The organism is Streptomyces sp. NBC_01454 (assembly GCF_036227565.1).
GTDB lineage: Bacteria > Actinomycetota > Actinomycetes > Streptomycetales > Streptomycetaceae > Streptomyces.
Window position 1 is genome coordinate 1,566,268 of the sequence record NZ_CP109460.1, and the last position, 14,224, is coordinate 1,580,491.

Annotated in this window: 13 protein-coding genes and 4 pseudogenes; 8 read left to right on the top strand and 9 right to left on the bottom strand. The window is 67.9% G+C overall.

Annotated elements, in window-relative coordinates; translation table 11 throughout:
* Positions 1-3: 3 nt before the first annotated feature.
* From OIU81_RS06690 to OIU81_RS06700, 3 genes and pseudogenes are all read right to left on the bottom strand, one after another.
* Positions 4-1,126: pseudogene (locus tag OIU81_RS06690) on the bottom strand (adenosylhomocysteinase).
* Positions 1,127-1,674: 548 nt separating this feature from the next.
* Positions 1,675-2,040 carry an ATP-binding protein gene (locus OIU81_RS06695; RefSeq protein WP_329330947.1) on the bottom strand — a complete coding sequence of 122 codons (366 nt, stop codon included), beginning with the start codon at positions 2,038-2,040 and terminating at the stop codon, positions 1,675-1,677.
* 53 nt (positions 2,041-2,093) lie between these two features.
* Positions 2,094-2,513 carry a hypothetical protein gene (locus OIU81_RS06700; protein ID WP_329144843.1) on the bottom strand — a complete coding sequence of 140 codons (420 nt, stop codon included), beginning with the start codon at positions 2,511-2,513 and terminating at the stop codon, positions 2,094-2,096.
* Between the two features lie 182 nt (positions 2,514-2,695).
* Here OIU81_RS06700 and OIU81_RS06705 point away from each other — a divergent pair, with 182 nt between their 5' ends.
* The 4 genes from OIU81_RS06705 to OIU81_RS06720 are packed head-to-tail and all read left to right on the top strand — an operon-like array spanning position 2,696 to position 5,213.
* Positions 2,696-3,796, top strand: a complete 1,101-nt coding sequence (locus OIU81_RS06705; protein WP_329144845.1) for a helix-turn-helix domain-containing protein — start codon at positions 2,696-2,698, stop codon at positions 3,794-3,796.
* Between the two features lie 16 nt (positions 3,797-3,812).
* The gene (locus OIU81_RS06710; protein WP_329144846.1) at positions 3,813-4,481 is read left to right on the top strand and encodes a YdcF family protein; all 669 of its coding nucleotides are present in this window, start codon (positions 3,813-3,815) and stop codon (positions 4,479-4,481) included.
* Entirely contained in the window at positions 4,423-4,722 is a 300-nt protein-coding gene (locus OIU81_RS06715; RefSeq protein ID WP_329144849.1) for a WbqC family protein, read from the top strand. Before OIU81_RS06710 ends, OIU81_RS06715 begins: the two co-directional genes overlap by 59 nt.
* Positions 4,662-5,213 (top strand): WbqC family protein, encoded by a 552-nt coding sequence (locus tag OIU81_RS06720; protein ID WP_329144851.1) that lies wholly within the window; start codon positions 4,662-4,664, stop codon positions 5,211-5,213. Before OIU81_RS06715 ends, OIU81_RS06720 begins: the two co-directional genes overlap by 61 nt.
* Positions 5,214-5,296: 83 nt before the next feature.
* On the opposite strand, the gene OIU81_RS06725 is transcribed toward OIU81_RS06720, so the two are convergent.
* From OIU81_RS06725 to OIU81_RS06735, 3 genes are all read right to left on the bottom strand, one after another.
* Complete coding sequence (locus OIU81_RS06725; protein WP_329144853.1) at positions 5,297-5,695, bottom strand: hypothetical protein; 399 nt, start codon at positions 5,693-5,695, stop codon at positions 5,297-5,299.
* Complete coding sequence (locus OIU81_RS06730) at positions 5,695-8,112, bottom strand: hypothetical protein (protein ID WP_329144855.1); 2,418 nt, start codon at positions 8,110-8,112, stop codon at positions 5,695-5,697. Before OIU81_RS06730 ends, OIU81_RS06725 begins: the two co-directional genes overlap by 1 nt.
* 89 nt (positions 8,113-8,201) lie before the next feature.
* Positions 8,202-8,786, bottom strand: a complete 585-nt coding sequence (locus tag OIU81_RS06735) for a hypothetical protein (protein ID WP_329144857.1) — start codon at positions 8,784-8,786, stop codon at positions 8,202-8,204.
* A 734-nt stretch (positions 8,787-9,520) separates the two neighbouring features.
* Here OIU81_RS06735 and OIU81_RS06740 point away from each other — a divergent pair.
* Complete coding sequence (locus tag OIU81_RS06740) at positions 9,521-9,796, top strand: helix-turn-helix domain-containing protein (RefSeq protein WP_329144859.1); 276 nt, start codon at positions 9,521-9,523, stop codon at positions 9,794-9,796.
* Between the two features lie 411 nt (positions 9,797-10,207).
* Here OIU81_RS06740 and OIU81_RS06745 read toward each other — a convergent pair.
* A pseudogene (locus tag OIU81_RS06745) lies at positions 10,208-11,052 on the bottom strand (phosphotransferase family protein).
* 371 nt (positions 11,053-11,423) lie between these two features.
* Here OIU81_RS06745 and OIU81_RS42250 point away from each other — a divergent pair.
* From OIU81_RS42250 to OIU81_RS42260, 3 genes and pseudogenes are all read left to right on the top strand, one after another.
* Positions 11,424-11,609: a hypothetical protein gene (locus OIU81_RS42250; protein WP_443073937.1), complete on the top strand. Its 186-nt coding sequence runs from the start codon at positions 11,424-11,426 to the stop codon at positions 11,607-11,609.
* A 2-nt stretch (positions 11,610-11,611) separates the two neighbouring features.
* Positions 11,612-11,725, top strand: a pseudogene (locus tag OIU81_RS42255) (IS5/IS1182 family transposase); the annotation flags it as partial.
* 121 nt (positions 11,726-11,846) lie between these two features.
* Complete coding sequence (locus tag OIU81_RS42260) at positions 11,847-12,071, top strand: transposase (protein ID WP_443074125.1); 225 nt, start codon at positions 11,847-11,849, stop codon at positions 12,069-12,071.
* Between the two features lie 9 nt (positions 12,072-12,080).
* On the opposite strand, the pseudogene OIU81_RS42265 reads toward OIU81_RS42260, so the two are convergent.
* Together OIU81_RS42265 and OIU81_RS06765 are read right to left on the bottom strand one after the other, a co-directional pair.
* Positions 12,081-13,174 (bottom strand): annotated as a pseudogene (locus OIU81_RS42265) (IS110 family transposase).
* A gap of 517 nt (positions 13,175-13,691) precedes the next feature.
* A complete protein-coding gene (locus tag OIU81_RS06765; RefSeq protein ID WP_329144863.1) occupies positions 13,692-14,099 on the bottom strand; it encodes a hypothetical protein in 408 nt (135 codons plus the stop codon).
* Positions 14,100-14,224 lie beyond the last annotated feature (125 nt).

Consider the following 14,224-nt stretch of genomic DNA (forward strand, 5'->3'; position numbering starts at 1 on the left):
TGATCACCTGTTGAAGTAGGACAGCCAGGTCGCCGCAATAGCGGCTCGGTCGGCCGCGGGGGCCTCGTGCAGGCCGGGGGCCAGGTCCCCGCGGGTGAGCATCCTGATCGCGGCGAGGATCTCGGCCTGGACCAGGAAGATGAACGGCCCAACGCTGGCGCCATGCAGGAAGTTCACGGCGTTGCCGCCGTTCGCCAGATAGAAGTAGTGGCCGGTGGTCTGGTAGCGGGTGACGTGGTCCCCGACGGTGGTGCGGGTGTAGACGTCCAGCAGGCTGCCCAGTTCCAGTTCGTCCTCGCTTGAGGTGACGGTGGCGACGTAGGCGCCGTTGCGCAGGTGGGGGGAAGTCCTCGCCGTGCAGGGAGACCGCGCCGGTCGCGCAGAGCACCAGGCCGGCCCCCTTGAGTGCGTCCTCGCGGTCGCGGGCGACGGTGAAGCCCTGGGACAGGGCCTGGGTGCGGCGGACGGGGTCGATGTCGTGGACGGTGACCTGGACTCCCTTGGCGTGCAGAAGGCGGGCGATGGAGCTGCCGAGTTTGCCGAAGCCGATCACCAGCGCGGGGCGGCCGTGGAGGATGTCGCCGCGTCCGCGCATGACGGCCTCGGTGGAGAAGACCACGGACTGCCCGACCAGGAAGTCCTCGGGGTCCTTGAGCGGTAAGCGGGCGACCGAGATGACCGGGCAGGGCAGCTTGTCGAGGTCCTCGTAGCGGCGGTGGCCGTTCTCGGTGTCCTCGATCACTCCGAGGATCTGCCCTGAGAAGCGGTTGTGCAGCTCGGCGAGGGCGGGGGCGAAGTAGCCGCCGACGTCCAGCAGCACGACGGGCTCGCCGCCAGCGCGGGACTCGAAGTAGTCCATCGCGGCGTCGGGGTCGGCGAACAACTCACGGGAGAGCGTATCGACCGGGATGGTTTGCTCGACCTCGCGCTGGGCGGCGGGGGTGATGGACTTCGGCTTGGGCAGCACCGCCCGCAGGCGGCTCAGCGCGGCGACCGCGCGGACGAAGCCGGGCCGCTCGGGCAGTAGGTGGGTCACGAGGAACGAGGTGACCTGGTCGATGGGGGCGAACTGGGCGGCGATCTTGGCGAAGTAGGCGTCCAATCGGGCGCGTTCGAAGGTTTCCATGGCCGTTCCCTCTCGTCGATGAGTCAGGGCAGTGCATGGGTGGCTGGGGGCGTTCAGGCAGGGCGGGCGAGGCCGAGCAGGAGGCGGCCGGTGGCGAGGCCGGCATCGAGGTAGGCGTCGACGCGGGCGAGGTCGGCGCTTCGCGGCAGAGGGTCCAGGCCGACCACGATGACGGCCTGCCCGTGGGCGCGGACGTGCTGGGTCCAGCCGGGGCGGACCGGCAGCCGGGTGCCGAAGCGGCTGCCGGGTGCCGAAGCGGCTGCCGTGAAACCGCAGCAGCACCGTGGTGGTGCCCACGATCAGCAGACGTTCCCCGAGGTCAGGAACAAGGGCCTGCGGTTCGGCCAAGCCGCCCAGGGATGCGGAGAGACGCCGCATGCGGGCCTCTATGGCATCGGCGGTGTCGTGTTTGGTGTGACCAGGTGGGTGGGTGAGGAGGACGTGCGCGATGTCGGTGTCGTCCGGGTCGACGCCGAGCCAGGTCCAGGCGCCCAGGGCGGCCAGCAGGCCGGGGCCTGGGCCCGCGGCGGCCAGCGGGGTGCGGGCGGTCAGCATGGTGCCCCCTGGGTGGCCGGGGCGGTCTTGAAGCGTGACCAGACGACCTTGCCCGTCACTCCGCGGTCCTCGATGCCCCAGTCATCGGAGAGCATGGCGACGATGTGCAGCCCGCGGCCGGAGACGTCGTCGTTGGTGGGGCGACGGCGCCGGGGGCGGCGGGGGCTGGAGTCGTGGACCTCGACGCGGACGACGTCGTCCTCAGCGTTCATCGTGACGTGGAAGCCGTGGCCGCATCGTGTGCCATGTGCGAGGGCGTTGGTGGCCAGCTCGGAGACACAGATGCGGACGTCGTCGGCCCGTCCCTCCAGGTCCCAAGCGGCCAGGGTGCGCAGGACGAAGTCACGGGCCTGACCCACGGATTCGGGGACAGGGTCAAAGAATCTCTTGATGGCATCGGGCATGGCGAGCCTCATGTCTCGGCGTCCAGGGCAGGGGCAGAGCTGGGAATGCGGCGACGAGAGCGTTCGGGCGGCCGGCGAGTCGTCTTGCTGCCGCGGACGAGCATCAGCCGCCCTCCGGAACCGGTGATATGCCGTCGCCGCTCGGCGGCTATCGACTTGGGTCCCAGGTGGGAGTCGGAGGGCAGGACCACTCCGTAGACATCCGGCATGTCGAGCACGTCCAGCAGCCCGGTGAACGCCGCACTGTGGGCGCACGTGGTGCTTCCTCGCTCGATGAAGACCGCACCCAGCACCAGCTCGTGGCTGCGGCAGTATTCCGCCAAGACCCCGACCAGGGCCGTCTGCCGAGCGGCGGAGTTCTTGGCGAGCCGGAGGAAGCCATAGACGACCGGGCCGTTCACCGGGCGATGCTCCGTGAGGGGTTCCATATGCAGGTCCGTCCAAAGGATCAAAAGGGGCGGAAGACGTGGCCCGACAGGATCCAGGCCGACGCTTCGAGAGTGGCCCTGCTCCAACCCCCGGGAAATGACCCACTGTTGTACTTCCGTTGCGCTTGCGTGCCCCCGCCCGCCTGCAGCGTGCTTCGATGCTGTGCGGAAGTGAGCGACGCGTGGCGACCGTGCACCACTGGACCGGCCTGGAGGCCCATGCCCTGCGGCTCGCGCTGCGGATGAGCGTCAGGGGCTTCGCCCAGCACCTCGGAGTCGCTCAGCGCACTGTTGCCAAGTGGGACCAGCTCCGTGAGTCCACCGAGCCGAGACCCGACACCCAGGCGATCTTGGACACCGCACTGGCCCGTGCGGACGCCGCGGTGCATCTGCGGTTCGAGACACTGCTGTCCGAGGCTGGCCGCCCGGCGGCCGGGCCGGGACGGCGGGTGACGGCGTCCGGCCCGAGGTCCTGGGAGTATGAGTCCTGGACCGATGACCTGGACCGGGTCGTGGTCGCGCTGTCCCGCCAGAGCTTCGCGTTCGCCGACAACCTGCTGGGCCGCTGGCTGGCCCGTTTCAAGCCAGCCGAGCTGGACGACAAGGGCCTGGATCTGTTCGCCCGCTCAACAGCCCTGCTCGGCGATCTCCAGCGCGACCAGGGCGCCGTGCTGGGACCGCTGTCAGCCCAGCACGCGTATGTCGGCGCCCGCTCAGCGTTCACCCAGCTCGACATCCCCCGCCGCATCGCCCAGCTCGACCTGTCACTAGCCGTGGTCGCCGAGATGTCCGGCAAGCTGGAAGTCGCCGCCCGCCACTACGAAACCCTCGCCGTGGACGACCGGCTCTCCCGCCGAGACCGGGCCAGGGCCCGCCTGTGGGTGGGAACCGCGCTGAGCAAGGACGGCAACCACGACTATGCCGTCCGCGTCATGCTCGCCGCGACCCGCGACTTCGAGGACCTGTCCGAGCCCGAAGACTGGTCCGTCGCCCACCAGAAACTCGCCCTCGCCCACCGCGGCGCCGGCGACCTCACCAAAGCCCTCCACTTCATCGACATCGCCCGAACCACCGGCACGCCCGACTCACCGATGCAACGCGTTCGCCTGGACACCGCCCACGGACACATCCTGCTCTCCGACCCGGCCACCCGGGATGATGGACTGCACGTCCTCGACCACGCCGCGAAGACGGCCGCGCAATACGGCATGAGCCACCAACTCCGCAGCATCGAGGGCATCCGGACCACGATCCAGGGGACACCGCGTCCCCGGCGACGGTGACCAGGGAGAGAAGCGAGTGACGGACAACCAACGGGCCATCACCGACGACCAGCGCCAGCGGGCCAAGCTGATCTGGGACTACCACCAGATGAGCCACGACGTGCGGCCGGTCGACGCCGCGATCGGCCTGGGCAGCCACGACCTCGGCGTCCCCGCCTTCTGCTCCGAGCTGTATCGAGCCGGACTGTTCCCAACGCTGGTCTTCACCGGCGGTCCCAACCCCACCGCCCCGGAACGATTCCCCCGCGGCGAGGCCGTGCACTTCCGCGAGCACGCCATCGACCTCGGCGTCCCCGCCGAAGCAATCCTGCTGGAGCCCACGGCCCGCAACACAGGCCAGAACCTCACCTTCTCCCGCGACGTCCTGGCCGCCGCCGGGATCATCCCCCAGACCGTGCTGCTGGCCTCCATGCCCTATATGGAGCGACGCGCATTCGCCACCGCCCGCAAAGTGTGGCCCGAGGTCGAGGTCATCTGCGCCTCGGCGCCACTGGAGTTCGACGACTACGTCAAGACGATCGGCGACGACAAGCACGTCGTTGACCAGCTCGTCGGCGACCTCCAGAGGGTGATCGAGTATCCGAAGCTCGGATTCGCCATCGAGCAGGAGGTCCCGGAGGACGTGCATGGCGCGTACGAATCCCTCATCCGCGACGGCTTCACCAGCCGACTCCTCGCCCCCTGACCTGCCGCCCCCGGGCGGGCTGTGTGCCATCCACCAGCCCAACTTCCTGCCCCGGCTGACCACGCTGGCGAAGCTAGTCGCGACGGACTACTGGATCGTCCTGGACGACGTGCAGTTCACCCGCCGCGACTACCAGCACCGGGCCCTCCTCCCGGGCCCTGGAGAGCCGGAGGGGCGCCGATGGCTGACCACCCCACCCATCTTCCCCACGGCCGCCGGACGGCCATCTGTGAAGCTCTGATCGTCGATGCCGGCCTGGCCCGGCGAAGGACTGCGGGGATACTGCGGCAGACCTATCGCTCCAGCCCCCACTGGTCCGCGTTCGAGGAGGCCCTTGAGCAGGTGCTGGCCACGTTCGACACCGGCCGGACCGCGGCCGTCGCCGAGACCTCCACCCGCGTCCTGCTGGACCTGCTCGGCTGGCGGGGGCAGATCCTGTCCAGCAGCCGACTGCCCGCCCGGCCCGGACGCTCGCAGCGGCTCGCCGACCTGGCCGCCGCGACCGGCGCCCGCGCGTATCTGTGCGGGACCGGCGGCATGAAATACCTCCAGCCGCAGCTGTTCACCACCCGCTCGATCACCGTCACCCCCTTCACCCCGCCGCCGCTGGGGATCTGGGCCGCGGGCCACAGGGACAGCGCCATCACCCCCCTCATGGCGCTCGGCCCCGCTGCCCTGGCCGACGAGGTGAAGGCCGTCGCCTCCCGCGACGACCTCCACCCCGCCGCATAGACGCCGCGGCTACTTTCCCCCTCGAGGAAGTACAGACGAACGTGCTCAACCGCGTACGGCTTCGTGCCTGATGCCAGGCGGCATCATTCCTGTGCCGGGATCGAGGCCAGCCGTCGGCTGTTGCCGAGCTTCTTCTTCAGCGCGAGGTTCTCGTGGTAGAGGTTCGCGGTCACCGAAGCGAGGGCGTCGAGCTTGCCCTGGACCTCGGTGACCTGGGCCTTGGCCTCCCGCAACTGCTTGCGGAGCTCGGCTATGGTCTCGTCCCGCTGGACTTCGCCGGGGGTGCGGAGGACCGGGCGGGCGACCTTTGCGTCCCACTCGGCAAGTATGTCCTCGGCCCGGTGGACGGTCGCGTGGCTGACCTTGGCCTCGCGGGCGAGGTTTTCCTTGGTCAGGGACCCGTCGGTGTGCAGGGGCTCTCCGGCCAGCAGCCGGGCCATGGCCTCCCGCAGCTTGGTCTCGGTCGCAGCGGACACCGGCATCAGGCGGCTCCTCCTTCTTCTTGTTCTCTCAGTGCTCGGGTGATGCGCTGGACGTCGGCGAGCCGGATCAGCACGGCTTCGCGGCGCGATGGTGCCAGGCTGCGGTCCTTGACCATGGCTGTCAGGTCTTCCTCCTCGGCAGTCCAGATGGGCGCATGCTTGCGGGTGACCACAGAGTTGCGGCAGCGTGCGGGCTGGCAGGCGCCGATCAGCGGGGCCTGGCCGCGCTGTGCTTCTGGGAGCTGGTTCTGGCACTCGGCCTGCGGGGCATCGAACATGCAATGGTTCAGGGTGCCCAGGTGCAGGTCGGGGAATTCCGCTGTCAGCAGCGAGGCTTGGAGGCGTTCGTCGGCGATCTGGGCCCGCAGTGACGGGTCGCTGTCCATCATGTCGATCACCTTGTCCAGGCCGGCATGGAGGCGAGCCGCCCCCGGCCCGACCGCCACTGCTTCCCCGCTTCGCCGGTCCTTGAGCAGTCCCACCAGCCGCCGTGCGGCGGCGGATTCCAGCTCCTGGTTGAATTCCTTGGCCCAGTTCGCGTCCATCTTTGCGTAGGCCGGGGTGAGCGAGTTTGCCAGCGCTCGCCGTGCGGCGTGCTTGAGCTGCATGCCCAGGGCGATCTCCGAGTCTGGCTGCTGTCCCGTGATGATCGCCATGGTCTTGCGAAACATGTGAGGTCTCACGTGTGCCATCGGGATTTCCTGTAGACCGGTCCGGTCCCGATCGGCGTTGATCTTCTCGATGAAGAAGTCGATGTCGCTGGCAGGGAGAATGCCCCGCCGTCCGTAGGCGCGCTTTCCCTCCGTAGACTTCGGCGGGTCAAGGGAGGCGAACAGGTGCGTCGGGTGCCAGGACAGCCGCTCAAGCACCGCCAGCGCCTCGGCGACGGGTTCGATGATCCACCAGTGGCGAGACGGCTGTTCCGGATCCTTCTTGATCTTCCGTGAAACCACGGCGGGCGAGCCATAATGGCTGCCCAAAGCGCCCCGCTCGATCTCCTGAATCTCACTGTCACGCGTCAGGCTTAGCCCAGCCGCGAATATGTAGCAGGCGGCTCTGACCATCCGCAGCTCATCGTCGAGGCTGGTCAGGGTGATCTCCGAACGCCATGGCCTGTGGTGCCCGTCCGGCCTTCTCACCACTGCAAATTCCGGGCAAGCTATCGGCACGTCGCGATACGTGGCCTCCCCGCCCAGTTCCACCGCCTGACCAGAGGCCACTGCCTGCTCAATCCGTTGTCGACGACGTCGGCGATGGGCAGAGGTGCCCAGGAACACATTCCCCGACGCCGCATTCTCGAAGATCAGACGGTGCAGAACCTTGAAGCTCGGGGTTCCCCCGCCGCCGCTGCGACCGCTCTTCGCCCGCACCGGCACTCGATGACTGGGGTCCGCCAACCACGCCTCGATGGCAGCATCTATGTCGGCCTGTTTGCGAATTGTCCGCCTCGGGGCGTAAGCCGTGGCGCCAACAGCAGCAACACCCCGCGTGCTGTTGACCAGCTGGGTTCTTCCCTCAGCAACTGCGCGGAGCGCGCTCGCCCGCCGAGCCCGGTGGCGCTCACCCCGGTTCGTACCCTTCTCGGTGAACAGGTTCTTGCTCCTGCCGCCGGTTATCTGCAGGCTCAGTGTCGTCCAGACCGGAGTGCCGGCCTTCGCGCCGCGGAAGTCACGGTCGTGGACCGGAACCAGATGCGCCGAGTCTGCGAGCCATTCGTGCACCAGTCGGTCCGCATCCTCCCTACTCATCGGCCCGGGCAAATCCGGCAGTGCCTCGCCCTCACCCCGCTCGTCGGACAGCTTGTCTCGGAGATCGAGAATGTCGGGTGCGAAGGTGTGGATGTAGGTCCAGGCAGCCCGCAGGAGAGGCCACCAGGTCGAAGGCGGGATGGACGGTATGGCAATACCGTCGTCGGAGGCCGTAACGGAACCTCCCAGCACGCTGTCGCTGACTTCCTTACCGGTTTGCCCCGGCCACGGGTCGTCAAAGAGGGCTGTGCCGGTAAGGATGCGGGATACGGACTGCATGCGGCGGACGGCGTGAACGTGTTTTCCAAGGCCCGTTGCGCCCTCCTCGCCGGCCTGTTCGTGCAAGAAGCCCCACCATGCGTCGGATGGCCAGCTGCTGAGGTCGTCGGGCATATGGTGTTTGCGAGCCCATCTGCCCAGCTCACCGAGCAGATAGGCATCTGTCGCGGCCGTTCCCAGCGCCGTCGGACGGGGGCGGAAGATGGTGGCCTCGCGCAGGACACGGTGGGCCGGGTTGAGTACGGCGAAGGAAACCTCCCTCACCCGCAGATTCCACAAAGCATCTTCCTCGCAGAACCGGACCGACCAGCTGGCCCGAGACCGGTTGCTGGGGCGGCGAATGCACTCCCCTGACCAGGCTCGGGTCTGCCCAAAGACCGGGATGTCCACCTCGGGAAGGAGGGCATGTGCCGTTCCGAAGACCGGTTAGTCGTCGCGGAAGACCTGCGAGGGCAGCGACACGGGAGCGGGACTTGCCATCATCGGTCGTACTCCGTCCGCAGTCCGAGTGGCAGATCAAGGTGAAGCCCACGGTCCGTGATCTCCTGCCGCGCGGCGGGCAACTGATCTGCGCACTCGGCGAACAGCCCCTTCAGCGCGGCTGCCTGCTTGCCCCACACCGCTTGCCAGCGGGCCGGGTCCAGGACCGCACGCATCCGCTCGATGTGGTCGGCGAACAACAGCAGTCGGGGCAGCTGCGAGGTGAAGATCACCGCATTGCGGCAGAGCATGCACATCGCCGGGGCGACATGACACAGTTGAGCCCCTGGTGTGTGAGGGGAATCGTAGGGATTGCGGCAGTGCGTCAGGCCCATGTCCAGCTGCCCCATGCGCATGTTGTGGGCCTGGTCAGGGTCCATGCCGACTGCCTCAGCCACCTCGGGCTCTTCGAGCCGTTGTTCGGCCTCTTCCTCGATGAACAGCGGCCTCTGGGAAACACGCTCGAATACCCATTGCTGTGCGCGGTTGACGGCCCGGCCTGCCATGACGTGGGCAGTAGTGCCGTGGGCGTAATGGTTCCGGTAGATCTCGACATGGTGGTCATCACCCGCAAGGTCGGTCACCGTGCCGCCCAGGGCGACGGCTCACCTCCGCCTGCGCGGAGCGGACGGCCTGGCGTCCCTGCCTGCCCAGGCCCGACACGGCTCACCTCCGCCTGGGCGGAGGTGGGCCGGAGATCTTCGCCCGCCTTAAGCCGTACCTCCCGTGCTCTCCGCGCAGGCGGAGGTGGGCCAGGGCCAGAGCTGATGGGGATGTTCGGACGCCTGTGCTCTCCGCGCAGGCGGAGGTGAACCGGCCGTGTACGACGTGGTAATGGACGACCCCATGCCGCGTGGGCGGAGGTGAGCCGACCGCCCCGACGGTCCTCCGCCCATTCTTCCCATGCTCACCGCGCACTCTGCGTTGCACGTCGCGTGCCGCAGGATGCCATCCACACCGTACTGGCCGAATTCAAATCCCCCTGCCGGATTGACGACGCCCGGGCACATCAGCGAGGGATCGGGGCCAGCCTTCTAGGACCCCTTCCGAGCGAGGGAACATAGCGTGGGATCGCCGGTTGGCCAAACCGGCGATCCCACGGATGATTAATAGCCCGCCTCCACCCGGGCCCCAGATCGAAGAGCCTAGCCACGTCCTTTACCGCTCACCCGCCTAGACGCCTCTTACCTCGCGCGTTCTGACGGCGTGCGCGCCCCAGTCATGAAGACCGCATCTGCGCCCTGATGACGTCAGTGACATGTCGAGGTAAGTCAAGAAAGCCCCTTAGAGCGAGTTTCAAGGAATCGGAGAACCCGAAATGCACGAACCCACTGACGAGGCTCAGGAAGCCTGGCTTAGCCCTACCAAGATCCGCGCGACCTGGGGCGGAACAGGCAGCGTGGAGGACGCCTCCCGCGCATTCGGGCTCTCGCGAGCCAAAGGCTACGACCTGGTTCGACGCGGGGAGTTTCCCTGTCGAGTCCTGCGCATGGGCCGCAGAACGCGCGTCGTCACTGCATCCTTGCTACGCGTACTCGAAAGCGGAGAGCCTGAGTACAACACTTCCCCCGCCGGCCTGTGCGCACCGCCGTAAGCTCCGTGCACAGATGCCCCTATTACGCAGCTTGGAAATCGGATCCGACCAGGTGGAAGACTTCTCGGGAGGCGCTTTCGCCAAGTCGAGGGTGGCCTCGCCGAGCACACAGAGCGCAGCGCCTTGGTGCTGTCTGGTCGGCGTGTGGGGCAAGGACGGCAAGGGTGCATGCGACCACTGGCGCGGGGGATCTCGCAAGCGCTCGTCCTGGTGCAAACGTTCGGCTGGCTTAAGACGTCGTCTCATTTGGAGTGCTGGGTAATCTGCACCGTGTGGTGATGGTTGAGCACATGGTGCCGGACGAGTTGTGGGAGTGATGGGGATGTCCGAAATTCCCCAGGGTCGGCTTTATTCCCCACTTGGTTGAGCGGTAAATGATGAGGTTGAGGCCCGCGCCCGGATCACATTGGCTCAGCCCAGCGCGTCCATCAGGGAGGTGACATAGGCATCCAGCCGCTCCTCCACGGCTCGTGTCGTCAGCTCGGTCCGTCCTACCTCCCGCCACGGTTGCGCCACCGACTGCACTTCCTCCGAGAACGCCAGTGGCTCCCGCACCTGCCAGTACAGCCGCTCGTCCGCGGCCGCGGCCAGCATCCCGCCGACCTCCTGGTACACCTCGGTGAAGCGCACGCCCCACGCCGGGCCGTGCAGCAGCGCAAGATTGGTGGAGCAGTGCGCCACGTCGAGGTCCGCCGGGCCCCAGGAGGCCGCCGCCCAGTCGACGACGCCGGTGATCCGGGCACCGACGGCACCGGCCGGGCCCTCGGGCGGCAGGCCAAACAGCACGTTGCCGGGCTGGAAGTCCCGGTGCAGGAACCGCCCTTCGTAGCGCGGCGCGGGCTTGCGGATCACGTGGATCGCGGCGGCCCAGACCGCGGCGTCGGCGCCCTCGGGGGTCACGACCGTGTCGGCGGTCGTCAGCGCCACGTACTCCCGGGGCCGGCCGGCCGCACCGCGTGGACCGCCACGAGTTGACGGGCCAGCAGGGGCAGGCGCGTCTCCAGCCCCTCGTCATCGAGGACCGTCCGGCCCGGCAGGTGGGTCATAAGGAGCGAGGGGTACTCACAGTGCGCGGCGGTCGGATCAACGGCGACGAGTCGGGGAGCCGGCACGCCGGTGCCGGTGAGCGTGGTCAGGGCGTCGGCCTCCCTATGCAGGAGGTCCTCGGCAGGCCCCTGCCGGGTCGGGCCGACGAAGGAGCGCAGCACCAGGTGCCGGGTGCCTCCGTCCCGCATGCCGATGGTCAGCCTCCGCATGTCGGCGGTGGCGCCGCCGTGCAGCGCCTCCGCTCCGACGATCCGCTCGCCGGCCTCCAGGTGCCGGCGCACCCAGGCCAGTGTCAACGGTCGGACAGTCGCCGCCTCATCATGATTGGTCACCGTGCCACCTCATCATCCGGACGGGCGGCACGCGCGAGCCCTTACGGGCCCATCCGCAAGTCAGCCTGCAGGTGGTGGGTGGGGAAGTTGGGCGAGCAGGTCTGTCCGCACCCATAGCGAGGGGTGGGGAATTTCAAAGAGCCCTATCAGGAGCTGTTCCAGCGGGTGGTTCCACCTGCTCCATCACGGCCGCAGGGGGGTGGTCGGCGCCGATATGGGGATCGCGTGGTGCTGGCGCGATCATCTTCGTGGCCACGACGGGCTGCACCTGGCGGCAGTTGCCGCCGGTCTTCGGTCCATCGGGGCCAACCGCGCACCGTCGCTTCACTGAGTGGCCGCTGCCCGGGCCCGGGCGAAGTTGCACCGCATCATCCTCGACGAGCTGGGCTCGCGCGGAGCCTTGGACTGGTCGCGCTGCGCGATCGACTCGGTGAACATGCGGGCCCTGGAGGGGGGACCTGACAGGTCCGAATCCTATGGACCGGGGCAAAAGGGCTCGAAGATCCATTCGATCACCGAGCGGACCGGTTTACCCCTCTCGGTCGGGATCTCCGGCGCGAACCTGCACGACAGCCAGGCACTCGAGCCGCTCGTGCGCGGCATCCCGCCGCGGCCCGCGCAGACGACAGCCCGCCAAGCTGCACGCGGACAAAGGCTACGACTACGACCACCTGCGCCGATGGCTCCGCAAGCGAGGCATCCGGCACCGCATCGCCCGCAAGGGCATCGAGTCCTCCACCCGGCTGGGCCGGCACCGCTGGACCATCGAGCGCACGATGTCCTGGCTGGGCGGCTGCCGCCGTTTGCACCGCCGCTACGAACGCAAGGCTGAGCACTTCCTGGCCTTCACCGCCATCGCCTGCAGCCTCATCTGCTACCGCAGACTCACCAAATGAGACGGCGTCTTAAGCCACTTCGCGGGGCCCGATGCCAGACCGGACCAGGTTGAACACTTCTCGGGCAGCGAAGCGTTTGAGGCAGCGGATGATCTCGCGCCGGGTCTTGCCCTCCGCGATGCGCCGCTCGTAGTAGTTGCGGGTACGTGCATCGAACCGGAGCCGTGACTGCACAATCCGATACAGGGCAGCATTGGCTCTTCGGTCGCCGCCGCGGTTGAGCCGGTGGTGACGCTGACGGCCGGAGGAGTGCTCGACGGGGCTGACCCCGCAAAGCGCCGCGAACGACGCCTCACTACGCAGGCGTTCTGGGTTGTCCCCCATCGTGATCAGCAAGGTGGCGGCACTGTCCGGGCCGATTCCCACCGGGACAAGCAGCTGCGGAAAGTGCCGCTGCACCAGCCCAGCCAGGTGCCGCTCCAGATCACGAATCTGCCCGGTCAGCTGATCGATCCGCTGGGCCAACAGGCACAGGGCGATGCGGGTGGCCTGCCCGACGGCACCCTTCGCGCCGTCGTCATCCTCACGATCGTCGAACTGCGCGCAAGTCCGGACCAAGGCCGGAGTCTTCAGGCTGGCCAGTTGCTCGCGGAGGTCCGGATCGGTGGTAACCAGGACCGCCTTGAGCTGATTGATTGCCTGTGTGCGGGCCTTGACAGCGGAGTCCTTGGCCAGTTTGAAGAGACGAGCGCACTGCACCGGCCCATCCCCAGCCTTGGCCCGGGAGCGGGCGCGCCCGCTGAGGACCGCCCGGGCCGCTCCTGCGCATCCACCGGATCGGACTTACCTCGCCGTCGACGAGCCGACCGATCAGGCCGGTTCACCTCGAACACCTCGACCCGGCGAGCCAGTAAGTAGCGGGAGAGGGCAGCTCCGTAGCTTCCGGACCCTTCCACCCCGGCCTTGTGCACCGTACCCAGCCAGCTGGCCCACTCCCAGAGTTCGCGATAGCCCACCGCCGTGGCGGGAAAGGACGCAGTGTCAATGACCGCCCCTAGCGTGGAGAGCGCGGCGGCCACATGAACATCCCGGTGCGTGTCCACACCAAGGACGACCTCACCGACAACAGGCGTACGTTTTGCAGGACTTGGGGCACTCGTCAGGGCGCACCTCCTGATCTTTGAGCCTGACGGTCCTCGCCACCAGGCCGTCGAGGCGGTCAGCGGTGAGACAATGCCCAGCTCACGGCACGCAAACCCTTGGGACACGCCTCGACAGCCCGGCAGCAGTACACCCCGCACTGGTGATCGACGAAGGTAGGGCTGGACAACCAAGTCCGATTTCTCACGAGCCAGAGACCGACGCGGGGGTACGTCAACCGGTATACCCAGGCCCCGCGGCTTGCGATCACTCGGAGCGCAGCACTGATTCAATGCGTGGTGATCTGGCGGTGCGGAGCCATACCTGCCGGACGGTGCAGGTGGAAGGATCTCGGCACCGAGAGGCACCCATGGACGAACGCATCGGCCAAATCGACCGCTCCAGATGCAGTTGACAGCGCCGATCCTCATGCCCATGGCGCACCAGAACCGGAGGGTTTCGGACTTCCGTCTACCCAAGTCGATCTTGGTGTCGCCGCCCTGCTCGCTCATCTCCCGAACCTGCGCAGGCTGCTTATGGTCAATGCAACAGCGGCAGGATGAGCGCGAGGGTGGCAAAGGCGCCGGTGAAGGCGCTTGCGGCGGCCGCCAGGCGTCGGGGCCGGGCCAGCCCTGGTAGGGGTGTGGTGCCGGCGGGCGCGGCGGCTGGGCCGGTGAGGTCGTATGCGACGTATGCAAGGGCCAGGGCCACGGCGGTGGTTCCGACCGTCAGCGCCGTGCGAGTGCCAGCGGGGGTTCCGTGGGCGAGGTTCAGAGCGTTGGCGACTGTGCACACGTTAAAGGCGGTGGCGAGTGCGGTGGCGCCAGCGGTGGCCCAGGCTTGAGGGCGGGTGGCGCCGTCGCTGAGCGCGAGGCGAAACGCGATGCGGGCCGTGATGCTGACGGCGAGCGCAGTGCATCCCAAGAAGAGCTGGATGACATTGGACACAGAACCCCCTGGGATGCTGGCGCTTTTCGGGCAAGCCGAGATGGCGGGGTGTATTTTTCACTTCGCCGACACCACTGTCCCAGAGAATCTGAGACAATGGAAACAGTGCAGGTTGGAGGAGGTGA

Bases quoted from the DNA above. Each gene is read 5' to 3' on its own strand.
- OIU81_RS06700 (WP_329144843.1), bottom strand. From the start codon at position 2,513: ATGGAACCCCTCACGGAGCATCGCCCGGTGAACGGCCCGGTCGTCTAT.
- OIU81_RS06715 (WP_329144849.1), top strand. From the start codon at position 4,423: ATGGCGCGTACGAATCCCTCATCCGCGACGGCTTCACCAGCCGACTCC.
- OIU81_RS06720 (WP_329144851.1), top strand. From the start codon at position 4,662: ATGGCTGACCACCCCACCCATCTTCCCCACGGCCGCCGGACGGCCATC.
- OIU81_RS06725 (WP_329144853.1), bottom strand. From the start codon at position 5,695: ATGCCGGTGTCCGCTGCGACCGAGACCAAGCTGCGGGAGGCCATGGCC.
- OIU81_RS06740 (WP_329144859.1), top strand. From the start codon at position 9,521: ATGCACGAACCCACTGACGAGGCTCAGGAAGCCTGGCTTAGCCCTACC.